The 22,458-nt window shown below is 66.1% G+C and carries 19 protein-coding genes and 1 tRNA gene; 10 read left to right on the forward strand and 10 right to left on the reverse strand.

Annotated features, from left to right (window positions below; all coding sequences use genetic code 11):
* The first annotated feature begins 194 nt into the window (after positions 1–194).
* The 3 genes from ACYQOP_RS01335 to ACYQOP_RS01345 all read left to right on the forward strand — a co-directional run bounded on the left by ACYQOP_RS01335 (position 195) and on the right by ACYQOP_RS01345 (position 3,821).
* Entirely contained in the window at positions 195–1,355 is a 1,161-nt protein-coding gene (locus tag ACYQOP_RS01335) for a ceramide glucosyltransferase (RefSeq protein ID WP_461220811.1), read from the forward strand.
* Positions 1,356–1,699: 344 nt separating this feature from the next.
* The gene (eat, locus tag ACYQOP_RS01340) at positions 1,700–3,076 is read left to right on the forward strand and encodes an ethanolamine permease (RefSeq protein ID WP_461220813.1); all 1,377 of its coding nucleotides are present in this window, start codon (positions 1,700–1,702) and stop codon (positions 3,074–3,076) included.
* 46 nt (positions 3,077–3,122) lie between these two features.
* The gene (locus ACYQOP_RS01345) at positions 3,123–3,821 is read left to right on the forward strand and encodes a glutamine amidotransferase-related protein (RefSeq protein WP_461220814.1); all 699 of its coding nucleotides are present in this window, start codon (positions 3,123–3,125) and stop codon (positions 3,819–3,821) included.
* 43 nt (positions 3,822–3,864) lie between these two features.
* Here ACYQOP_RS01345 and ACYQOP_RS01350 read toward each other — a convergent pair.
* Positions 3,865–3,951: transfer RNA gene (locus tag ACYQOP_RS01350), tRNA-Leu, on the reverse strand.
* Between the two features lie 143 nt (positions 3,952–4,094).
* Between ACYQOP_RS01350 and ACYQOP_RS01355 the strand changes: the two genes are divergently transcribed.
* Together ACYQOP_RS01355 and ACYQOP_RS01360 are read left to right on the forward strand one after the other, a co-directional pair.
* A complete protein-coding gene (locus ACYQOP_RS01355) occupies positions 4,095–4,676 on the forward strand; it encodes a YqaA family protein (RefSeq protein WP_227436446.1) in 582 nt (193 codons plus the stop codon).
* Positions 4,673–5,164: a disulfide bond formation protein B gene (locus tag ACYQOP_RS01360; RefSeq protein ID WP_311275024.1), complete on the forward strand. Its 492-nt coding sequence runs from the start codon at positions 4,673–4,675 to the stop codon at positions 5,162–5,164. Before ACYQOP_RS01355 ends, ACYQOP_RS01360 begins: the two co-directional genes overlap by 4 nt.
* 18 nt (positions 5,165–5,182) lie before the next feature.
* On the opposite strand, the gene ACYQOP_RS01365 is transcribed toward ACYQOP_RS01360, so the two are convergent.
* The 4 genes from ACYQOP_RS01365 to cpdR all read right to left on the reverse strand — a co-directional run bounded on the left by ACYQOP_RS01365 (position 5,183) and on the right by cpdR (position 7,293).
* A complete protein-coding gene (locus ACYQOP_RS01365; RefSeq protein ID WP_311275023.1) occupies positions 5,183–5,668 on the reverse strand; it encodes a DUF1178 family protein in 486 nt (161 codons plus the stop codon).
* A 25-nt stretch (positions 5,669–5,693) separates the two neighbouring features.
* Positions 5,694–6,569 (reverse strand): carbon-nitrogen hydrolase family protein, encoded by an 876-nt coding sequence (locus tag ACYQOP_RS01370; protein WP_461220817.1) that lies wholly within the window; start codon positions 6,567–6,569, stop codon positions 5,694–5,696.
* The gene (gene grxC / locus ACYQOP_RS01375) at positions 6,566–6,838 is read right to left on the reverse strand and encodes a glutaredoxin 3 (protein ID WP_207411540.1); all 273 of its coding nucleotides are present in this window, start codon (positions 6,836–6,838) and stop codon (positions 6,566–6,568) included. The genes ACYQOP_RS01370 and grxC overlap by 4 nt, the downstream gene beginning before the upstream one ends.
* A gap of 98 nt (positions 6,839–6,936) precedes the next feature.
* Positions 6,937–7,293 (reverse strand): cell cycle two-component system response regulator CpdR, encoded by a 357-nt coding sequence (cpdR, locus tag ACYQOP_RS01380; protein ID WP_003603128.1) that lies wholly within the window; start codon positions 7,291–7,293, stop codon positions 6,937–6,939.
* A gap of 208 nt (positions 7,294–7,501) precedes the next feature.
* Between cpdR and ACYQOP_RS01385 the strand changes: the two genes are divergently transcribed.
* Positions 7,502–8,410 (forward strand): N-formylglutamate amidohydrolase, encoded by a 909-nt coding sequence (locus tag ACYQOP_RS01385; protein WP_207411539.1) that lies wholly within the window; start codon positions 7,502–7,504, stop codon positions 8,408–8,410.
* 336 nt (positions 8,411–8,746) lie between these two features.
* On the opposite strand, the gene galU is transcribed toward ACYQOP_RS01385, so the two are convergent.
* Positions 8,747–9,613: a UTP--glucose-1-phosphate uridylyltransferase GalU gene (gene galU / locus ACYQOP_RS01390; RefSeq protein WP_461220819.1), complete on the reverse strand. Its 867-nt coding sequence runs from the start codon at positions 9,611–9,613 to the stop codon at positions 8,747–8,749.
* A gap of 188 nt (positions 9,614–9,801) precedes the next feature.
* On the opposite strand from galU, the gene galE reads away from it, so the two are divergent.
* The 3 genes from galE (at position 9,802) to ACYQOP_RS01405 (ending at position 13,536) form a co-directional block, all read left to right on the forward strand.
* Positions 9,802–10,794: a UDP-glucose 4-epimerase GalE gene (gene galE / locus ACYQOP_RS01395; RefSeq protein WP_056431395.1), complete on the forward strand. Its 993-nt coding sequence runs from the start codon at positions 9,802–9,804 to the stop codon at positions 10,792–10,794.
* Positions 10,791–12,017, forward strand: a complete 1,227-nt coding sequence (locus ACYQOP_RS01400; RefSeq protein ID WP_461220822.1) for a lytic murein transglycosylase — start codon at positions 10,791–10,793, stop codon at positions 12,015–12,017. The genes galE and ACYQOP_RS01400 overlap by 4 nt, the downstream gene beginning before the upstream one ends.
* A gap of 184 nt (positions 12,018–12,201) precedes the next feature.
* Positions 12,202–13,536, forward strand: a complete 1,335-nt coding sequence (locus tag ACYQOP_RS01405; RefSeq protein ID WP_461220824.1) for an SGNH/GDSL hydrolase family protein — start codon at positions 12,202–12,204, stop codon at positions 13,534–13,536.
* A gap of 79 nt (positions 13,537–13,615) precedes the next feature.
* Here ACYQOP_RS01405 and ACYQOP_RS01410 read toward each other — a convergent pair whose 3' ends face one another.
* From ACYQOP_RS01410 to gltB, 3 genes are all read right to left on the reverse strand, one after another.
* Positions 13,616–15,049, reverse strand: coding sequence for a glutamate synthase subunit beta (locus tag ACYQOP_RS01410; protein WP_056431403.1), 1,434 nt, complete (start codon positions 15,047–15,049; stop codon positions 13,616–13,618).
* 101 nt (positions 15,050–15,150) lie between these two features.
* Positions 15,151–15,753, reverse strand: a complete 603-nt coding sequence (locus ACYQOP_RS01415) for a glutathione S-transferase family protein (protein ID WP_461220826.1) — start codon at positions 15,751–15,753, stop codon at positions 15,151–15,153.
* 7 nt (positions 15,754–15,760) lie between these two features.
* Positions 15,761–20,473: a glutamate synthase large subunit gene (gene gltB, locus ACYQOP_RS01420; RefSeq protein ID WP_461220828.1), complete on the reverse strand. Its 4,713-nt coding sequence runs from the start codon at positions 20,471–20,473 to the stop codon at positions 15,761–15,763.
* Positions 20,474–21,125: 652 nt separating this feature from the next.
* Here gltB and ACYQOP_RS01425 point away from each other — a divergent pair.
* A complete protein-coding gene (locus ACYQOP_RS01425) occupies positions 21,126–22,055 on the forward strand; it encodes a hypothetical protein (RefSeq protein ID WP_461220830.1) in 930 nt (309 codons plus the stop codon).
* Positions 22,056–22,140: 85 nt separating this feature from the next.
* On the opposite strand, the gene ACYQOP_RS01430 is transcribed toward ACYQOP_RS01425, so the two are convergent.
* Complete coding sequence (locus ACYQOP_RS01430; RefSeq protein ID WP_207411533.1) at positions 22,141–22,434, reverse strand: formate dehydrogenase subunit delta; 294 nt, start codon at positions 22,432–22,434, stop codon at positions 22,141–22,143.
* Positions 22,435–22,458 lie beyond the last annotated feature (24 nt).

Raw genomic sequence — 22,458 nt, forward strand, 5'->3', positions numbered from 1 at the left:
CGGATCGAACCGGCCGGGCCGAACGGCAGTTCCGCGAATGGCCACGGGTCTCGTCTCGCTCACGCCCTGGCCTTCCCTCTGAGGGGCGGCAGATCGGGGCCGCGCCGCTGTCATACGACTGAAATAGCCCGTCTGTTACGGCCTTGGGCAGGGGCTGGTTCCGTCAGGTGGCGGAGGCCCGGAGGGAGCGCGGCATGTTCGGCAGTATCGAGACCGGCGCGATCGTCGCGCTCTCGCTCTGTGCCGCACTGACCTCGGTCAATCTCCTCAGCATCGCCATCGCCGCATGGCGCATTGGCCGGAATCGCGGGACCCCGAGCTTTCCCAGCGCCGCGCCCATTTCCCTCGTTCGCCCGGTCTGCGGCCTCGAAGCGTTCAGCGAGGAGATGCTCGAGCGCGGCTTCCATCTCGACCACCCGGATTACGAGCTGATCTTCTGCGTCGCCGATGGCCGTGATCCCATCGTGCCGCTCCTGCACCGCCTGATGGCGTCCCATCCCACGGTGCCGGCACGGCTCATCGTCGGCGACGAGCGGATCAGCGACAATCCCAAGCTCAACAATTGCGTGCGGGGCTGGGAGGCGGCCCGCCACGAATGGGTGGTGCTGGCCGATTCCAACGTCCTGATGCCGCCGGACTACCTACAGCGGCTGCAGGCGTCGTGGCGGCCCGATACGGGCCTCGTCTGCTCCACGCCCATCGGCGCACGGCCGCACGGTTTCTTCGCCGAACTGGAATGCGCCTTCCTCAATACGCTCCAGGCACGCTGGCAATATACCGGCGAAAGCCTCGGCCTCGGCTTCGCGCAGGGCAAGAGCATGCTCTGGCACAAGCCCTTCCTGGACGGGCATGGCGGAATACGTGCGCTCGCTGCCGAGATCGCCGAGGATGCGGCGGCGACGAAGCTCGTTCGCGCGGCCGGCAAGCGGGTCCACCTCGTGGCGTCGCCCTTCGACCAGCCCCTGGGCACCCGCGCGTTCCGCGAGGTCTGGTCGCGGCAGGTCCGCTGGGCGCGGCTGCGCCGGGTCACCTTCCCGCACTTCTTCGCGCCCGAGATCGGCTCCGGCACGGTGCTGCCCTTCGCGATCGCGGCCCTCTGCGTTCCCAGCACTCCAGTCCTGACCGGCGTCATCATCATGGCGATGCTCTGGTACGGGGCCGAATACGCGCTCGCGGCCCGCGCCGGGTGGCACCGCTCGCCCCGGCTCTTCCTCGCCTTCCTGCTTCGCGACGCCATCCTCCCAATCATGTGGGTGAGCGCCTGGATGCAGAGCGCCATCGTCTGGCGCGGCAACGCCATGGACATCCGCCCCAAGGAGACGCCGCGCCTGCGCACCCGCGCCACCGCGGCCTGACGGCGGATACGGCGGACTCCGAACCCGGCTCAACGGCACAGACTTATTCGATACAGTCTCTGGAGTTTTGTCCCCTCACCGTCATTCCGGGTCCGCGGAGCGGAGCGCGGAATCCAGAGCCGCAACCTGTGCTCGACATGGCAGCCTCGGTGGTTCTGGATTCCGGGCTCGCCGTCGGCGACCCGGAATGACGGAGGTGTGCCGACGAATGTCACACCATCGCGCTCTCACCTGAGTTCCGAGCTTTGACCGGATACGGGCTTCGCACGCCCTCTTTCTCGTACGGCAAAACTCTTGCTTGGCCATTCCCCGACGGCAGCCTTCGCCGATGACGGGAACCCACCATGCAAAGCGAATCCACCGGCCTGCATAAGGGCCTGAACGCGTTCCATCTCTGGGGCATCGCCGTCGGCCTCGTGATCTCGGGCGAGTATTTCGGCTGGAGCTATGGCTGGGCCAGCGCCGGCACGCTCGGCTTCCTGGTGACGACGACCTTCATCGCGGCGATGTACGTCGCCTTCATCTTCAGCTTCACCGAACTCACCACGGCCATTCCGCAGGCCGGCGGCCCCTTCGCCTATAGCCGGCGCGCCTTCGGGCCGATCGGCGGCTGCATCGCGGGCTATGCGACGTTGATCGAATTTGTCTTCGCACCGCCTGCCATCGCGCTCGCCATCGGCGCCTATCTCAACGTCCAGTTTCCGGGCCTCGACCCGAAACACGCGGCGCTCGCCGCCTACCTGATCTTCATGACCCTCAACATCGTCGGGGTGCAGATCGCCGCCACGTTCGAGCTGTTCGTGACCATCCTGGCGGTGGGTGAGTTGCTGGTGTTCATGGGCGTCGTCGCCCCCGCCTTCAGCTTCACCAATTTCGCCGCCCATGGCTGGGCCGGGGAATCCACATTCAGCCTCGCCGCGATCGGCGGCATGTTCGCGGCCATTCCCTTCGCCATCTGGTTCTTCCTCGCCATCGAGGGCGTCGCCATGGCGGCGGAAGAGGCCAAGGACCCCAAGCGCACGATCCCCATCGCCTACATCACCGGCGTGCTGACGCTCACCGTCCTCGCCTTCGGCGTGATGATCTTCGCTGGCGGCTCGGGCGACTGGCGCACCCTGAGCAACCTCAACGACCCGCTGCCCCAGGCGATGAAGACGGTGGTGGGCGAGTCGAGCGGCTGGCTGCACATGCTGGTCTGGCTCGGCCTGTTCGGCCTCGTGGCGTCGTTCCACGGCATCATCATGGGCTATTCGCGCCAGATCTTCGCCCTCGGCCGCGCCGGCTACCTACCCGGTTTCCTCGCCAAGGTGCATCCCCGCTTCCAGACTCCTCACGTGGCGACGGTGGCCGGCGGCCTCGTCGGCATCGCCGCCATCTACAGCGACAACCTCATCGAGATCGCGGGCCAGTCCCTCACCGCGAGCATCGTCACCATGGCGGTGTTCGGCGCGCTGGTGATGTACGGCATGAGCATGGCGGCCCTGTTCAAGCTGCGCCGCAGCGAGCCCGATCTGGCTCGTCCCTACCGGGCACCGTTCTTCCCCATCGCCCCCGCCTTCGCCCTGGCCATGGCCGGCATCTGCTTCATCGCCCTGGTCGTCTTCAATCCGGTGATCTTCGCGATCTTCCTGGCCGTGATGGTCGTGGCCGTTTCCGCCTCGCATTTCCTGGCAAAGCCGGTCGCAACCGTTCCCGCCCCGACGCTCGATCCGGCTATCTGAGGGGCTGGGGCTCGCATCACGCGCGGGGCTTAGCCATAAGGCAGCGATGAAAATTGGTATCATTGAGGCGGGCGCACCGCCCGCTCGCCTAGCCGAATCCTACCCGTCCTACGGCCGCATGGTGGAGAGGCTCCTCGGCGACCCCGCTGATGTCACGATCTTTCCGGTGGCGGAGGGACGGTTTCCCACCGCCCCCGAGGCGTTCGACGCGTTCGTGGTGACGGGATCGGCGGCGGGCGTCTATGACGACCTGCCGTGGATCGCGCCGCTGAAGAGCTTCCTGCGCGACGTCGACGGGCGCGCCAAGCTCGTCGGGCTCTGCTTCGGTCACCAGATCCTGGCGGCGGCATTCGGCGGCACGGTGGAGAAATCGGCCAAGGGCTGGGGCATCGGCCTCCACACCTATGACCTGTTCGAACGCGCGGACTGGATGGACGACGCGACCCGCATCTCGGTGCCGGCGATCCATCAGGATCAGGTGATCGTCCCCCCTTCGGGCGCGCGCGTTCTCGGCGGCAACGTCTTCACGCCCTACGGCATCCTGTCTTACCCGCAACGCCGGGCAATCTCGTTCCAGGTCCACCCTGAATTCGAAACCGATTACGCCACGGCTCTGATTGCCGGGCACCGGCCGACTGAGCCCCACGACGAAGCGTTTCAAGCAGCGGCCATCGCATCGCTGCGCGGCGAGAGCGATGCTCCCCGCGTTGGCGGCTGGATCCGCCATTTCCTGCAATCGAGGTAGGGGCTGCCCAGGGCTGGCTTACAGCCTGCGTTGCCGGGACGATTGGTGCGGGCGGTCGGAATCGAACCGACACTCTGTCACCAGAACCGGATTTTGAGTCCGGCGCGTCTACCAGTTCCACCACGCCCGCAACATCCGCCTCATGGCACAGGATCGCGCCGACGGCCAGAGGGGTTTTGCAGCGAGACCGCGCCGCGGTGGTTCCCGCTCGCAACTCCGGCCGGGTTGTGCTCAAAGGGCCTCGCGCCCTCCCCTATCGGATAGAAGCTCTTCATGATCCGCCGCCTTTACGAGTGGATACTCGCGCTCGCGGGCAAGCCGTCGGCCCCCTACGCGCTCGGTGCGGTGGCGTTCTCGGAGAGCTCGTTCTTTCCGGTCCCCCCCGACGTGATGCTGGTGCCGATGGCGGTGAGCCGGCCCGACAAGGTCTGGTTCTACGCGACGATCACCACCCTGTCGTCGGTGGCCGGGGGTCTGCTCGGCTACGCCATCGGCGCGCTGCTCTACGATTCCATCGGGGTCTGGCTGTTCTCGCTCTATGGGTTGAACGAGAAGGCGGCGAGCTTTCAGGCCTCCTACGCCCAGTACGGGCATTGGGTGATCCTGCTGAAGGGCCTGACACCGATCCCGTTCAAGCTGGTGACGATCACGTCGGGCTTCGCCCATTACGACCTGTTCTGGTTCGTGCTGCTCTCGCTCATCACACGAGGCGCGCGCTTCTTTCTCCTCGCTGGGCTTCTGAAGCGCTACGGCGTATCCATTCGCGCCGTCCTCGACCGGCATCTGAACGTCGTCGCGGCCATCACGGTGGCCGTCATCATCCTCGGCTTCGTCCTGTTCAAGGTGCTGCTGTGATCGATTACTCCGCCCTCCTCCGCCTACGCCGCGCCGCCCTGACGGTTCTGATCGGGTCCGTCCTGGCGATTGCCGGAGCGTTCTATTTCCAGTGGGTCCTCGGCTACGTGCCGTGCAAGCTCTGCCTGACGGAGCGCCTGCCTTATTACGCGGCGATCCCGCTGGCCCTGCTGGCCCTGTTCACCCCGGAGCGCGTGACGCGGCTGATCCTCGGGATCGCTGCTCTCGGCCTGCTCTATGGTGCGGGCCTCAGCGTCTATCATGCCGGTGCCGAATGGGCGCTCTGGGCCGGCCCGTCCGATTGCGGCGGCGGCAGCGGTGCCAATCCCAGCGATGTCGGGGATTTCCTCGATACCCTGAAGGCGACACGGGTCGCCGATTGCTCCACCGCTGCCTGGCGCTTCCTCGGCATCTCGCTGGCCGGCTGGAATGCGGCCATCGCCTTCATCCTGGCCTCCATCGCCGGAACGGCCGCCCTCAAGCGCTGAACGGGCGGCGGCGAATCTTCAGTTGAGGTCGCCGGGCAAGGCGGGGAGCGGGGCCACGTCGATCCCCTCCTCCACGAGGGCACGGGCCTCGGAAGGGCTGGCGACGCCGTAGATCGGGCGAGATTCGGCCTCGCCGTAATGCATGCGCCGCGCTTCTTCGGGGAATTGCGGACCGACATTGTCGGCCGTCCGGATCACGTGCTCGCGGACTGCACGCATCAGCGCGCGCAGCTGCCGCTCCGGCTCCGCCATCGGCAGTCGCTCGGCCGACGGTGCTGCGGCAGGATCGGTGGGCGACGCTTCTGCGAGGGCGCGGTTCGGACCAGGCAGTTGAGCCACGGTCTTCGCCAGCGCCGGCGCCATCATGGCCTTGGCGACCCGGGTCGAGCCGCAAGCGAGACATTCCACGAGACCGTCCGCCGCCTGAGCGTCGTAGGAATCGCTCGAGCGAAACCAGCCCTCGAAATCGTGTCCGTTATCGCAGACGAGCGTGTAGCGGATCATGGGCGGGATTGGACCGGACGCATGGTCACCCAGCCCGCCCGACGCGCTCGACCGTGAAGGGGCGCGCGTGTTTGAGGGCCGGAATCCGCCCCCTCGCCTCTGTGACGCGGGCGAGGTCAATCTCGGCAAGGATCACGCCGGGCTCGGCACCGCCGGCATCCGCCAGCACCTTGCCCCAGGGATCGACGATGATCGAGTGGCCGTAGGTCTCGCGTCCGTCCTCGTGGCGACCGCCCTGGGCGGCCGAGATCATGAACGATCCGGTCTCGATGGCGCGGGCGCGGTGGAGGACATGCCAGTGCGCCTCGCCCGTCTGCTTGGTGAAACAGGCCGGAGCGCTGAGAATCGTCGCCCCGGCTTCCGCCAGAGCCCGGTACAGGGCCGGGAAACGCAGATCGTAGCAGATCGCGATCCCGAGGGGCGCCCAGGGCGTCTCGGCGACGACCGCGCAGGCACCAGCGGTATAGGTGTTGGATTCGCGCCAACGCTCGCCGTTGGGAAGGTCCACGTCATAGAGGTGGAGCTTGTCGTAGGAGGCGGTGATCGCGCCTTCCGCATCGATGAGGAAGGCGCGGTTCGCGATCTTGTCGCCGTTCCGCACGGCCAGCGAGCCGATATGGACGACGATGCCGCGCTCGCAGGCCACATCGCGCAGGGCGGCGAGGGTCACGTCCTCGTCCTGCTCGCGCACATTGGCGAACAGGCTGGCTTTATCCCGCTCCACCAGCGAGGTCATTTCCGGTGTCTGTACGTAGTCTGCCCCCTGGGACGCAGCCTCTCGCACCAGGGCGACGGCGGCATCCCGATTGGCAAGCGGATCGCGCCCGGACCGCATCTGGACACAGGCCGCGACGAAGCGAGGCTCGGTCTTGTCCTGTTCCGTCGGCGAACCGTCGCTCATGATTGCGGCGCCTCGGTCGACAGAAGCGGATCGAGCTTGCCTGACCGGTCGAGGGCGTAGAGGTCGTCGCAACCACCCACATGCGTCTCGCCGATGAAGATCTGCGGCACGCTGGTTCGGCCGCCCGCACGCTGGGTCATCGCCGCACGGGAGCCGACAGTCTTCTCGACGTCGACCTCCGTGAAGGTCACGCCCTTCTCGCGCAGCAAGGTCTTGGCGGCGGTGCAGTAAGGGCACCAGGCTGTCGTGTAGATGGTCACCGGAGGCATGGTTTGCAGACGTCCCGCTTCGCTCCCCTGAGCATATAGGGGAATGGCGGACGTCTTCCTACCGCGAAGGCATCATTGCGCCGACGCGCGAATCGGTTTCAGGCCGCCAGCAGTTTCTCGACCTCGTTGACGAGGTCACGCAGGTGGAAGGGCTTCGACAGCACCTTCGCGTCCTTCGGAGCCTTCGAATCCGGGTTCAGGGCAACCGCCGCGAAGCCCGTGATGAACATGACCTTGATGTCCGGATCGAGTTCGGTGGCGCGGCGCGCCAGCTCGATCCCGTCCATTTCCGGCATCACGATATCGGTCAGGAGCAGTTCGAAGGGCTCCTCGCGCAGGCGGTTATAGGCCGAGAGGCCGTTATCGAACGACAGCACGTCATAGCCGGCATTCTGCAACGCCTTGGCCAGGAACCGGCGCATGTCGTTGTCGTCTTCGGCCAGGAGGATCTTCATCGGTCGGTGTCCCGCACCCTTGAGTCGCTGTGTTCTTTTCATAAAGCGCAGACTTGGTAAACAAGGTGTTGAGATTGGCACCCGGACCGGGTGCAGGACGGCACACCGATCACTTCGCGACGGGGGGTGTCGCAGTGGACACGCACCGTCACACGCCGCAAAGTGTGGCCATGCGTTTCCCTTCCAGCACCTGGGCGCACACGCCGCGATGACCGAGCCTAGCCCTCGCTGGAATGCAGCGAATCCGGGAGATTTCGTACCGCCCTTCGCCATCGACGAGCCGGGCGAGCACACGCTTCCGTTCGTGTTCAACACGCCTCATTCCGGGGCGGTCTATCCGAAAGCCTTCCTCGCGGGCTCACGCCTCGACCCGTTGGCGCTCCGCCGCTCGGAAGACGCCTATGTCGACCGCCTGTTCGCGCCCGTAGTCGATCTCGGCGCGCCGCTCATGCGCGCGAACTTCCCACGGGCCTATCTCGACGTAAATCGCGAGCCCTACGAGCTCGACCCGCGCATGTTCGACGGCCGCCTTCCGCCCTTCGCCAACACGCGGTCCATGCGTGTCGCCGGCGGCCTCGGTACGGTGCCGAGGGTGGTGGCCGACGGACAGGAGATCTACCGCACGCGGCTCCCCGTGGAGGAAGCGGTCGCGCGGATCGAGGAGCTCTACAAGCCGTATCACCGTACCCTGCGCGGCCTCATCCAGCGCACCGCACGTGCCTTCGGCCACGCCATCCTGATCGATTGCCATTCGATGCCGTCCTCGAGCCTCCCCCGCGACGAGGATGCGAAGGCCGATTTCGTGCTGGGCGACAGGTTCGGGACGAGCTGCACGCCGATCCTGATCGCGGCGTTCGAGCATCATCTGCGCGCGCGCGGTTTCCGCACCCTGCGCAACAAGCCCTATGCGGGCGGGTTCATCACCGAACATTACGGGGAGCCGAATATCGGCCGCCACGCGCTTCAGATCGAGATCAACCGTGGGCTCTATATGAACGAGAGCAACCTCGCGGTGACGCAGGGGTTCGCGGATCTGGTCTGGACGCTACGCGAGGTGGTGAAGGCTGTGGCCGAGGAAATGGACAGCCTGACACTCCGCAGGATCGCCGCCGAATAGACCGGATGGGTTCTGCCGCGCGGGCAAACCTCTCAAGTCACAAACCGCCAAATCACAAACCGCCAAATCACAAACCGATTTCCCAAGAAAAAAGGCCGCTCCGAAGAGCGGCCCGAAGTCTAGGGAGGAAACGCCCAAGAAGGGCTACGGGACCGCGACGCCATCGCGATCTCGCAATGCACAAAGTACAGTGCGCCGCACAAAGCGCAAGAGTGTTTCGCCGTCGAAAGTCTGCACTCGGTGCATGCCATGCCCGCGTCGCACGCACCGTACGGCGCAGCTTGCAGGTCTTGGCTCGACAATCTCGGTTTGCGCGTACTCCTCCTGAGCCTTCTTTCAATGGTCCTTGAGCAGCCGGGCGATCTCGGCCTTGAGCGGCTCGGCGAGTTCCTTACGCTGCAGCGCGTAGGCGATGTTCGCCGTGAGGAAGCCGAGCTTAGAACCGGTATCGTAGGTCCGCCCCTCGTAATGCATGCCGAAGAAGGATTGCTTCTCGGCCAGCTTGATCATCGCGTCGGTCAGCTGGATCTCGCCGCCGGCACCCTTCTCGCCCTTCTCCAGGATCGAGAAGATCTCCGGCTGCAGGATGTAGCGCCCGGAGATGATGAAGTTCGATGGCGCGGTGCCCTGTTTGGGCTTCTCGACCATGCCGTTGATCTCGAAGGTCTGCCCATAGGTCTCACCGACGCCGACGATACCGTATTGATGCGTCTCCTCCGGCTTGACCTCCTCCACGGCGATGACGTTGCCGCCATGGCGCTCATAGGCGGAAAGCATCTGCTGCATGCAGCCCTTGCTCAGCATGTCGGGCAGCAGCACGGCGAAGGGCTCGTCGCCGACGATCTCGCGGGCACACCAGACCGCATGGCCGAGGCCGAGGGGAGCCTGCTGGCGGGTGAAGCTCGTTTGTCCGGCAGCCGGAAGATCCCGCTTCAACTCTTCGTAGATCGCCTCCTTGCCGCGCTCTTGCAGCATGCGGTCGAGTTCGAAGGCGATGTCGAAATGATCTTCGATCACGGCCTTGCCGCGGCCGGTGACGAAGATGAAATGCTCGATCCCGGCCTCGCGCGCCTCGTCCACCACATGCTGGACGACCGGCCGGTCGACCACGGTGAGCATTTCCTTCGGGACGGCCTTGGTGGCGGGCAGGAAGCGGGTACCCAACCCTGCGACAGGCAGGACGGCTTTACGAATCGGTTTCATCAAGCGGGACCCGGTCTCTTAAAATGCGGTGGGAACAACCCGGAGGCGAGGGACGATAGCACGTTGTCGTGATGGAGCGAGCAAGAACAAAACCATTTCCACGCCCGACTTAGCCTAAAGCGCCGCATGATCACACGGAGGGTTTAAGGTATATCTTCCGCGACGTGCGCGGGAATGGAAGTGGGGCCATGGCGATTCTGGTGACGGGCGGCGCGGGATATATCGGCAGCCACATGGTGCTGGCGTTGCTGGATGCCGGCCACAAGGACATCGTCGTCATCGATGATTTGTCCACCGGCTTCGACTGGGTGCTTCCCCCGGACGTGACGTTGGTGGTGGGCGACGTGGCCGATCAGGCCCTGGTGAAACGGGTCATCGCCGAACACGGAATCGATGTGCTGGCGCATTTCGCCGCCAAGATCGTGGTGCCGGATTCGGTGGCCGACCCTCTCGGCTACTATCTGGCCAACACGGTCAAGACCCGGGCGCTCATCGAGGCTGCGGTGCATGGCGGGGTGAAGCACGTCATCTTCTCCTCCACCGCCGCAATCTACGGCGAGCCCGAAATCGTCCCGGTGCCGGAGGACCTCGTGGCCGCGCCGATCAACCCCTACGGCCGCTCGAAACTCATGAGCGAGTGGATGATCGACGACGCGGCCAAGGCCCACGGCTTCAGCTACGTCATCCTGCGTTACTTCAATGTCGCGGGTGCCGATCCGCGCGGACGCAGTGGCCAATCTTCAAGCGAAGCCACCCATCTCATCAAAGTCGCCACTCAGGCGGCGCTGGGCCGGCGCAGTCATCTGAGCGTGTTCGGTACGGATTACCCCACCCGCGACGGCTCGTGCCTCCGCGATTACATCCAGGTTTCCGATCTCGCCGATGCCCATTGCGTCGCCATCGATCATCTACGTTCGGGTGGCGCGAGCAAAACTCTCAATTGCGGCTACGGGCGCGGTTACTCGGTCCTCGAGGTGATCGAGGTGGTCAAGCGCATTTCGGGCCGTGATTTCGAAGTGAGGCTGTCGCCGCGCAGGCCCGGCGACCCGGCGCAGATCGTGGCGAAGGCCGACCGGATCCGCGCTGAATTGGGCTGGCAGCCACGTTACGACGACCTCGACGGGATCGTGGCCCAGGCCCTCGCCTGGGAAGAGACCCTGGCTCGGCGCAACCGCCTATGAAGACGGCCCTCCGCGCCGCCATCGCCCTCTGCGAAGTTCTTGCAGCGGAGAGTAGGGCCCAGGATTCTACTCGGCCGGCACCGCCTGCCAAACCGGATGCGGCGGCAAACGCCTCGTTTCGCAGCTTCGTCGATGCCCTGCGACCCGATGCCGAGGCGCGCGGGGTCAGTGCTGCGACCTTCGACGCGGCGTTTCGCGGCGTGTCTTCGCCCGATCCCGGCATCCTCGCCAAAACCACCGCTCAAGGGGAGTTCGGACGCCCCGTCTGGGACTACCTCGTCGGCGCGGTCTCGACCGGGCGGATCGCACGGGGTCGCTCACAAGCGGCCCGTCTGTCCACCACGCTGGCGGCGATCGAAGCCCGGACGGGCGTCCCGCGCTGGATCGTCCTCGCCTTCTGGGGGGTCGAGTCGGATTTCGGAGCGAGCGGCGGGACCGTCCCGACCATCCGCGCCCTGGCGACCCTGGCGCAGGCGCGCTTTCGCGGCACGCTGTTCCGGAACGAGCTCCTCGACGCATTAACGATTCTGCAGCGCGGCGACATCGCCCCCGAGGCGATGAAGGGATCCTGGGCCGGCGCCATGGGCCAGACCCAGTTCCTCCCATCGACCTTCCTGAAGCATGCGGTGGATTTCGACGGGGACGGTCACCAAGACATCTGGCGATCGGAGCCGGATGCCCTGGCCTCCATCGCCGGCTATCTCCAGTCTCTCGGCTGGAACCGCGACCTGTCCTGGGGCTATGCCGTGACGCTTCCAGGCGGATTCGACCTGACGACGTATCGGGCGGACCTGTCGGACTTCGCCAGACGGGGCGTCCGCAGGATCGATGGCGAGGCGCTGCCGGGATCGGGTGCGGCCAGCCTGTTCCTGCCCGGCGGCTCGGGCGGCCCGGTCTTCCTGATCACCGACAATTTCGAGGTGATCCGGGGCTACAACACCTCGGATTCCTATGCGCTCGCCGTTGGCCATCTCGCCGACCGTCTTGCCGGCGGGCCGCCACTGGCGGCACCTTGGCCGACCGGCGCGCCACGCCTCGACAAAGCGGGCCTGCAGGCACTGCAGAAAGCCCTGACCACCCGAAACCTCTATGCCGGCGATGCGGATGGCCGAGCCGGACCGAAGCTGCGGGAGGCGGTCCGCCAATATCAGATCAAGGAAGGCCTCGTGGCCGACGGCTACGCCACGCCCGCCCTCCTCGAACACATCACGGCGCGCCCCTGATGCTCCGCCTCGTGAGGCGGATTTAGACGCGGGGCCGATCGTCCGATAGGATGGCACGGTCTCGTCCTTCGACGATCAGCAGGCAGGTCGCAGCGTGGCACCAAGGACAGTCAAGAACGTAGCGTACGGGGTGGCCGTTGCGGGGCAGGTGAGGGACGCTCTTCTCCGTGTTTGCCTCCTCACCTTGTTCGCGACGCCCCTGCTCTTCGCCTCTGGCCCGTTCGCCGCGGCGCAATGGGGCGATTCCTACGATACCCCTCGCGGCGATTCTTACTACGCGCCGCGCCGCCGGCCGCGCGAGGAGGGGGATTACGGTGGCCGCCAAGCCAACCGGCGCTACGCCCCTCCCCCGCAGGAGGCGCCGCGTCAGTTCTACTGGCCCTGGGAAGATCGTCCGCAGCAGGTACAACCGACCCCCGCGCCCGTGCCATCGGCCCGACCCACCCGGCCGCGGCCACCGACGATCGGGGAGAGCCAGCGCTCCTATACGAGGCGGCCGCGTCCGGCCCCCGTGGTCGCCCAGCCGAAACCGGTCCAGCCCAAGGCGGAGCCGTCGATCCGCATCGCGGTCTTCGGCGATTCGCTGGCGAACTCTCTCGGCCGTGGCCTCGATGACGTGTTCGAGGACAATGCCGACGTGGCGATCCTCGACCGTTCGAAGGCCGATAGCGGTCTCGTCCGGAAAGACGTGGTCGACTGGCCTAAGGCGGCGGAGGATTTTCTGAAAACCAGCCCGAAAGTCGCCTACGCGGTCGTGATGCTCGGCGCCAACGACCGACAGCCGATACGGGAGGGAACCGAGACCGTGGAACCGGGAACGGAACGCTGGCGCGAGATCTACCGTGACCGCGTCGATGCCCTGGCCAAGGTCTTCGCCGCCCAAAAGATTCCCTTCATCTGGGTCGGCGCGCCGCCGATGCGCAGCGAGCCGCTGACGAAAGACATCGCCACCATCAACGACCTCATCCGCGACCGCGTGGCGAAGGCGGGCGGGACTTATGTCGACATCTGGCCGGGCTTCGTCGACGATCGCAATCGCTTCACCATGACGGGGCCCGACCTGGAGGGGCAGGAGGCCAAGCTGCGGACGTCGGACGGCGTGCATTTCACCAAGGCGGGCTCCCGCAAGGTCGCGCATTTCGCCGATGTCGAACTCAAGCGTCTCATGGGCACGAACCCCACGGAGGCGCCGACGGTGGCGCCCGTAGCGACGGTTCCAGGTCCCCTCCTGGACGGTGAGGCCCCGAAGCTCGATGACACCGCGGCGATCGATCGCCAGATCACCTCGATGCTGCCGAGCCTGCCGGAGCCCCCGGGTATCCCGGCCCTGCCGGTGAAACCGGCGGCTGGCCCGGTCATTCCCCTCGGCCGTGCAGAGGTGACGCCGGGCGGGACTCTAATGAGCGGGCGGCCGCGCGACGGCGACGCATCGGGGAACGTGGAGCGGGTGCTTCAGCGTGGCTCGGCGCCGATGCCACAGCCGGGCCGGGCCGACGATTTCAAATGGCCGCCGGGCTGATCCCAGCACGTCTGCGCCGGGTAGCGCGAAGAGATCCGGTGCCGGGGCTCGGCATGGAGCCGGCCCCGGACCTTGGGTTTCAGCGCGGCAGGACGCTCGATCCCATCAGGGCTTCGTCGATGGAGCGCGCCGCCTGGCGGCCTTCGCGGATTGCCCAGACCACGAGGGACTGCCCACGGCGCATGTCGCCAGCGGCATAGATCTTCTCGTTGGACGTCCGGTAATCGAGTTCGTTGGCGGTGACGTTGCCGCGCTTGTCCATGACGACGCCGGATTCCTCGAGTAGGCCCTTGCGAACCGAACCGGCGAAACCGATGGCGAGGAACACCAGATCGGCCGGCAGGGTGAACTCACCGCCGGGGATGGGCTGACGCTTCTCATCCACGCGGGTGCAGACCACGCCGGTAAGCTTGCCCTTCTTGTTGCCTTCCAGGCGCAGGGTAGCGGCCTGGAACTCGCGCTCGGCGCCCTCCGCCTGGCTCGACGAGGTCCGCATCTTGGTCGGCCAGTAGGGCCAGACCGAGAGCTTGTCCTCGCGCTCGGGCGGACGCGGCCGGATGTCGAGCTGCGTCACCGAGAGGGCGCCCTGGCGGAAGGAGGTGCCGACGCAATCCGACGCCGTATCGCCGCCACCGATCACGACGACGTTCTTGGCGGTGGCGAGGATCGGCAATTCGCCGTTGCCCGGCATCGGCTCGGCACCCACCCTGCGGTTCGACTGGACGAGGAACGGCATCGCGTAATGCACGCCGGCGAGTTCCTGGCCGGGGAGCTGCGGGTTGCGCGGATCTTCGGCGCCGCCGGCGAAGAGCACCGCGTCGAACTCGGCGGTGAGCTCGTCGAGCGGCTTCGTTACGCCGACATTGACGCCGTAATGGAAGGTCACGCCCTCCGCTTCCATCTGCTTCACGCGCCGGTCGATATGGCGCTTCTCCATCTTGAAGTCGGGGATGCCGTAGCGCAGCAGACCACCGGCCTTCGGCTCGCGCTCGAAGACATGAACGTCGTGGCCGACGCGCGCGAGCTGCTGCGCAGCGGCCATGCCTGCCGGTCCCGAGCCGATGACGGCGACCTTCTTGCCGGTGCGGGACGCAGGAATTTCCGGCTTTACCCAACCGTTGTTCCAGGCGCGGTCGGCAATGGCCTGCTCGATCGTCTTGATCGCGACGGGCTGGTTCTCGAGGTTGAGGGTGCAGGCCTCCTCGCACGGCGCGGGACAGACGCGACCGGTGAATTCCGGGAAATTGTTGGTGGAGTGGAGGTTGCGCGCGGCCTCCTCCCAATCCGACTGGAAGACGAGCTCGTTCCAGTCCGGGATCTGGTTGTGCACGGGGCAGCCAGTCGGCCCATGGCAGAACGGGATTCCGCAATCCATGCAGCGCGCGGCCTGCTTCTTCAGGTCGTGCTCGTCGAGGGGCAGCGTGAACTCGCGGAAGTGTCGCACGCGGTCCGCTGCGAGCTGGTACTTCTGCTCCTGCCGGTCGAACTCGAGGAAACCCGTGATCTTGCCCATCGTGATCGTCTTTCGCGAGTCTGTCTGATCCGTCGAGCGGCGGTTGACCGGCCCGGTCCGCCTCAGCTCGTCATCCCTGTTGTGCCGCCCGGTGCCGCCGACTAACCCGTCTTCAGCCTGTGGTCGGCGCGCTCGAAAACATTCGTGCAACGGGTGAGCCACGCCCTTATCGACGGTCTCGCCGCGAGGTCGAATCCGCCCTCATCGGCCCATTGCGTATAGGCGAAGAGCGACACGTCCGCGACGCTGAGCTCTTCTCCAACCAGCCACTCGACACCGCCGAGATGGCGCTCCATCACGTCCAAAGCCGCCTCGCCGCGAGCCACACGGGCCGGATCGCGCGCCTCCTTCGGCTTGCCGAGGTATCGCATGTCGAACCGGCAGACCGCGATGGCGGGCTCGTGGCTGTACTGTTCCCAGAACAGCCACTCGTCCATCTTCGCCGCGAGGAACGCGTCACACGGGATCAACGCGCTCCCGCGGGAAAGATAGCGGATGATCGCGTTCGATTGGGCCAGACACCGGCCGTCCTCGAATTCGACCCCCGGCACCTGCCCCGCCGGAAAGCGGGACAGGTAGTCGGGTGTTCGGCTTTCGCCCTTCAGAATGTCGATCGGCACCCAGCGATAGGAAAGGCGGAGGTAATCGGCGACGATCTTGACCTTGAGACAATTGCCCGAGACGAGATCACCGTAGATCCGCATACCGGCCTCACTCAGCCGCCACCGGCATCCGCGCCATCTCCATTTCGCGCAGGGCACGGCGGTATTCCACCGGCATCACCTTCACGAACTTGGTGCGGTAACCCGCCCAATCATCGAGGATCGCCTTGGCACGCGGGGACCCCGTGTACTTCAGGTGATTGGTGATGAGCTGGCTCAGCCGCTCCTCGTCGTGCCCGGACATGTCGGCCAGGATATCGACGCGGCCCTTGGTCTCGAGGTCGCCATCCTGGTGGAAGCGACGCATGACGTCGTCCTCCTCCTCGATGGGCTCCAGATCGACCATCGAGAGATTGCAGCGCGCGGCGAAGGAGCCGTCCGCATCCAGCACGTAGGCGATGCCGCCCGACATGCCGGCCGCGAAGTTACGCCCGGTCTCGCCGATGGACACGACGACGCCGCCGGTCATGTACTCGCAGCCATGGTCGCCCATGCCTTCGACGACCGTGATGGCGCCGGAATTCCGCACGGCGAAGCGTTCGCCGGCCGAACCGCGAATGTAGCATTCGCCCGCGATGGCCCCGTACAGGACCGTGTTGCCGGCCATGATCGTCCGCCCGGCGGGTGACCGCAACCCGTCGCTCGGCCGGATGATCAGCTTACCACCCGAGAGCCCCTTGCCGACGTAATCGTTGGCATGACCCGTCAGAACCACGGTGATGCCGGCGGCGAGCCAAGCTCCGAAGCTCTGGCCGGCGGTGCCGGACAGGTTCACCGTGATGGTGTCGTCGGGCAATCCCTCATGGCCGTAGCGCTTGGCGACGACGCCCGAAAGCATCGCCCCAGCCGTGCGGTCCGAGTTCCGGATCACCTCGTTGAGCACCACCGGCTCGGCGGTCTCGATGGCCGCCTTGGCGCCCTCGATCAGGCGGCGGTCGAGCACCGTGTCGATCGGGTGCTTCTGCTTCTCCGTATGGCGGATCGCCACGTCGGGGCCGACATCGGGACGGTGGAAGAGCTTCGAGAAATCGAGGCCCCTCGCCTTCCAGTGGTTGATGACCTCCAGCGTGTCGAGGAAGTCGGCGCGACCGATGAGGTCTTCGAGCTTGGTGTAGCCCATCTCCGCCATCAGCTCGCGCAACTCCTCCGCCACGAAGAAGAAGTAGTTCACCACGTGCTCCGGCGTGCCCTTGAAGCGCTTGCGCAGGACGGGGTCCTGCGTCGCCACACCCACCGGACAGGTGTTCAGGTGGCACTTGCGCATCATGATGCAGCCGGCCGCGATGAGCGGCGCGGTGGAGAAGCCGAACTGGTCGGCGCCGAGCAGAGCCGCGACGAGCACGTCCCGGCCCGTGCGGATGCCGCCATCGGCCTGAAGCACGACACGACCGCGCAGATGGCTGAGCACCAGGGTCTGCTGGGTCTCGGCGAGACCCGTCTCCCATGGCCCGCCCGCGTGCTTGATGGAGGTCAGCGGCGCCGCGCCGGTGCCGCCGTCGAAGCCCGAGATGGTGATGTGGTCGGCGCGCGCCTTGGCGACGCCGGTGGCGACCGTGCCGACACCGACCTCGGAGACGAGCTTCACCGACACATCGGCGGCCGGATTGACGTTCTTCAGGTCGAAGATCAGCTGGGCGAGATCCTCGATCGAGTAGATGTCGTGATGCGGCGGCGGCGAGATAAGGCCGACGCCAGGGGTGGCGTAGCGGACCTTGGCGATCTTGGCGTCGACCTTGTGGCCGGGCAGCTGACCGCCCTCGCCGGGCTTGGCGCCCTGCGAGACCTTGATCTGCATCATGTCGGCATTGACGAGATACTCCGTCGTCACGCCGAAGCGACCGGAGGCCACCTGCTTGATCGCCGAGCGACGCGAACGACCGTCGGCCATCGGCTTGAACCGCTCGACCTCCTCGCCGCCCTCACCGGAATTCGAACGGCCGCCGAACGAGTTCACCGCGATGGCGAGGGTCTCGTGGGCTTCCTTCGAGATGGAGCCGTAGGACATCGCGCCCGTGGCGAAGCGCTTGACGATGTCCACAGCCGGCTCGACCTCGGAGATGTCGACGGGCGCCCGGCCGAGCTCGGCCGCCTGCTTGATGCGGAACAGACCGCGGATGGTCTTGAGGTGGTTCTCCTGCTCGTTCACGAGCCGGGCATATTCACGGTAGCGCTCGGGCAGGCCGAGACGCACCGCATGCTGCAGGGTGGCCACCGAATCCGGTGTCCAGGTATGGCTCTCACCGCGCAGGCGGTAGGCATATTCGCCGCCGACATCGAGGGCGTGACGGAACACCGGAGCGTCGCCGAACGCGTCGGCGTGACGACGGGCAGTCTCCTCGGCGACCTCGGCCATGCCGATGCCTTCGATCGTGGTCTTCGTGCCGAAGAAGTCACGGGCGACGAAGGACGAGTTCAGGCCGATCGCGTCGAAGATCTGCGCGCCGCAATAGGATTGGTAGGTCGAGATGCCCATCTTGGACATGACCTTGAGCAGACCCTTATCGATCGACTTGATGTAGCGATAGACGATCTCGTCGTCGGTGAGATCCGGCGGGAACTCGTCCTTCATCGCGATCACCGTCTCGAAGGCGAGATAGGGGTTGATCGCCTCGGCGCCGTAGCCCGCGAGACAGGCGAAGTGATGCACCTCGCGCGGCTCGCCGGACTCGACCACGAGACCGACGGAGGTCCGAAGTCCCTTGCGGATCAGGTAGTTGTGCACCGCCGCCGTGGCCAGCAGAGCCGGGATCGCGATACGGTCCGGTCCGACGCCGCGGTCGGTCAGGATGATGATGTTGTAGCCGCCGCGCACCGCCGCCTCGGCCCGGTCGCACAGCCGGTCGACCGCGCCTTCCATGGCGACGGCGCCGGACTCGGCCGGGAAGGTCATGTCGAGGGTCTTGGTGTCGAAACGGTCCTCGAAATGGGAGATCGAGCGGATCTTCTCGAGGTCCCCGTTGGTCAGGATCGGCTGACGGACCTCGAGGCGCTTCTTGCGGGAAGCCCCCTCCATGTCGAGCAGGTTCGGGCGCGGCCCGATGAACGAGACGAGGCTCATCACGGCCTCCTCGCGGATCGGGTCGATCGCCGGATTGGTGACCTGCGCGAAGTTCTGCTTGAAGTAGGTGTAGAGGGGCTTGGGCTTATCGGAGAGGGCCGAGAGCGGCGTGTCGGTTCCCATGGAGCCGACCGCCTCCTGGCCGGTGACGGCCATGGGGGCCATCAGCAGCTTGAGGTCTTCCTGGCTGTAGCCGAACGCCTGCTGCCGATCGAGCAGCGACACGTCGGAGCGCGAGGCGCGCGGGATGACGGGCTTCAGGTCTTCCAGCACGATCTGGGTGTTCTTGACCCATTGTGCATAGGGATTGGCCGCGGCGAGCTCGCTCTTGATCTCCTCGTCGGAGATGATGCGACCCTTCTTCAGGTCGATGAGCAGCATGCGGCCGGGCTGCAGGCGCCAGGATTCGACGATGCTCTCGTCCGGGATCGGCAGAACGCCCATCTCGGAGGCCAACACGACGAGGCCGTCTTCCGTGACGATGTAGCGGGCGGGGCGCAGGCCGTTGCGGTCGAGGGTCGCGCCGATCTGGCGGCCATCGGTGAAACAGACGGCTGCGGGGCCGTCCCACGGCTCCATCAGGGCGGCGTGATACTCGTAGAACGCCTTGCGCTCCTCGCTCATGAGGGGATTGCCGGCCCAGGCCTCCGGGATCAGCATCATCATGGCATGGGCGAGCGAGTACCCGCCCTGCACGAGGAATTCGAGCGCGTTGTCGAAACAGGCCGTGTCGGACTGGCCCTCGTAGGAGATCGGCCAGAGCTTCGAGATGTCGTTGCCGAACAGATCCGAATCGACGCTGGCCTGACGCGCCGCCATCCAGTTCACGTTGCCGCGCAGGGTGTTGATCTCGCCGTTATGGGCGACCATCCGGTAGGGGTGCGACAGCTGCCAGGTCGGGAAGGTGTTGGTGGCGAAACGCTGGTGCACGAGGGCGAGGCCCGAGACATAGCGCTCGTCCTGCAGGTCCTTGAAGTAATGGCCGAGCTGCGTGACCAGAACCATGCCCTTGTAGACGATGGTCCGGGTCGAGACGGAGACCGGGTAATAGGCCTTCACGCGCGGATCGTTGAGGCCGTAGACCTTGTTCGAGATGACCTTGCGCGCGATGAACAGACGGCGCTCGAACGCGTCTTCGTCCGTGATCGCGGCCGGGCGGCCGATGAAGACCTGCTTATGGTGCGGCTCCGTCTCCTTGACGCGCACGCCGAGGTCGCTCGAATCCACCGGCACGTCGCGCCAGCCGAGGAAGGGGAGCCCTTCGTCCTGGAGGGACTTCTCAACGATCTCCTCGACGATGCGGCGGCCTTCCTCGTCCTTCGGCATGAAGAACTGGCCGACACCGTAATGGCCGGGCTCGGGCAAAGCGATGCCGAGGCCCTCGCACTCTTCCTTCAGGAGGAAATGCGGGATGTGGGTGAGGATGCCGCAGCCGTCGCCCATCTTCGGATCGGCGCCGACGGCGCCGCGATGGTCGATGTTCTCGAGGATGAGCAGGCCCTGAGCCACGATGGCATGGGTGCGCCGGTCATGCATGTCCGCCACGAAGCCGACACCGCAGGCATCGCCCTCGCGGGCCGGATCGTAAAGACCCTGCTTATGCGGCAGGGCGGAATCGCGAACGACGAGCGGCGCGACGCCGTCCCGCGTGGCGGGGATCGGGTTCTGGACGATCCCGGCAACCTCAGATGCGGCCATGCTCATAACCCCTCAGCCTCATTCGTCCGTGCCCGCATGCGAGCATGTTTCATGCCCGAATGCCATCCGGCACTCAGGCCCCTACCTCGACGCGGTCGGATTCGTGCAGGACCTTCGGTAAGGAAGCGCCCGCACTCCGCGGGCTCAACGCCGGCTTGAGTTCAAGCCGTGCGGGCCCGGATCGCCGTAATGGCGACCGGCTTGGAATCTCGTTTTTTCGTGAGATTCGACACCCGCTCGAGACCTTCCGCGTTCCTCGACGGCAATTGTCCTCGGAGACGAATCGCCGCCGGAACACCCTGCCAAAAAATGGGACAGCCGTACTGTCCTAATTACAGAAGGTGACAGATTTTAAACGCTCCAGCAAGAGGCTCGCGCGCGTGTTGGACAGGTTTGATGCGCGCTGCGACCATGCATACGTTTTGAGGTCAACAACACGGGCCGATGCTGACAGCGGGATCGGTGACAGGGCCGAGAAACCGACGGATACCGATCGCCCGCGACTTGCCGCGCTTCACCCGCATTCCCGCCCCAATCGGGCGCTCTACAGGGCTCGCCAAGCACAAGCGGCATGCGGGGTGATGGACCGCACGGAGACCTCCATAGACCTGCGTCAACAGTAGGCTACGGAACGAACGACCAAGCAAGACGAGGCACCATGGAATCGAGCCGCAGGGCGCCTGTGCGCTCCCATAAGTTCAGCCGGTCTCAGATCGGCCTGACCATGCTGGCGGGGTTCATCACCCTGTCGGCCCTCGGGACTGTCACCGCTCAAGCGCAATACGGTTACGAGCCCGACCTTATCCTTCCCCCTCGCGCCGTCGTATGGCGCCTGAATGACCGCGGCTTCACCGAGGTGACGCGGCCGCGATTCGACGGCCGTGCCTATATCGTCGAAGCAACGGGCCCCTATGGCGACAGGGTGCGGCTCTTCGTGGATGCACGGGACGGCGCAGTCCTCGACCGCCAGCGTCTGGGTGCACCATTGCCGCCCGCACCGATTCCCGTCGCCCGTCCGGCGGCGCCCGGCTATGGCTGGACCGAGGCGGACGAGCAGCCCCGTCAACCGATGCGCGAGGCGGCACGGCTTGTTCCCCCCGGCAGGATCCCGAACGGAGATGGCGTGAGCCGGCAGCCGCGTTTCGACGTGGCGGCGCGCCCAGACACCCCCGCCCGCGCGGAACCCGCCGATCGCAACCCGTTGGGGCTCAACCCCGATGCCCGCACCGGCGACGCGAGACGCCCGGTAGAACCGGCGCCTGCCCGCAAAGTCACCAGGTTGGCCCCGCCGGCGAAGCCGGCAGCGCCCCGGCTCGCTCCGGAAGTCCCCTCCCCGGCCGCGACGGACGCAACGTCCGAGGCCCGGACCACCACGCCTCCGGTTGCCGCCATCGAGCAGCCGAAGGTCGAACCCTCGACACCCGCCGCGAATCAGCCCCGCCGAGACGCCGCGCAGGCTCCCTCGCCCAAGGCTCAGGCGTGGAGCGATCCACCTGCGGACAGGAAAGCCGTTCGGGTCATCGGTGGCGCGACGGTCGTACCGGGATCGACCGACAAGGATCAGCAAGGCGACCGTCCGGCCGAGTAGCCGACGTCATCATCGCTACCGAGACGAACAAAGGCGTCGAGCGACGAAGGCTCGGCGCCTTTTTCTTGAACACGCTCGCGGCCAATCAGCCAGCATCGCTCGCGCCGGCGCCCTGTAAATGGGGATCGTTCGTAGCCGCCCGGACGGGGCTGTCGCTCTGGCTCGGCGAAGTCGTGATCGCCTTCAACGCCAGCGGGTCGAGGTTGCTTCCCTCGGTCGGGCCATAGGCTTCGAGGGCACGGCGCATCTTCGGCGTCCAGAATGCCACGATGTGCTTGTGGATACCCGCCACGGCTTCGTCATCCGGATAGGATCTGAAGAAGCCGGCGATCTGGTTCGCCATGCGGACGAGCTTGTCGTTGGTGGTCAGGGCGCTCATGGGACTGGCTCTGTCGACGGGTGA

This window comes from Methylobacterium sp. CM6247, from assembly GCF_054817925.1.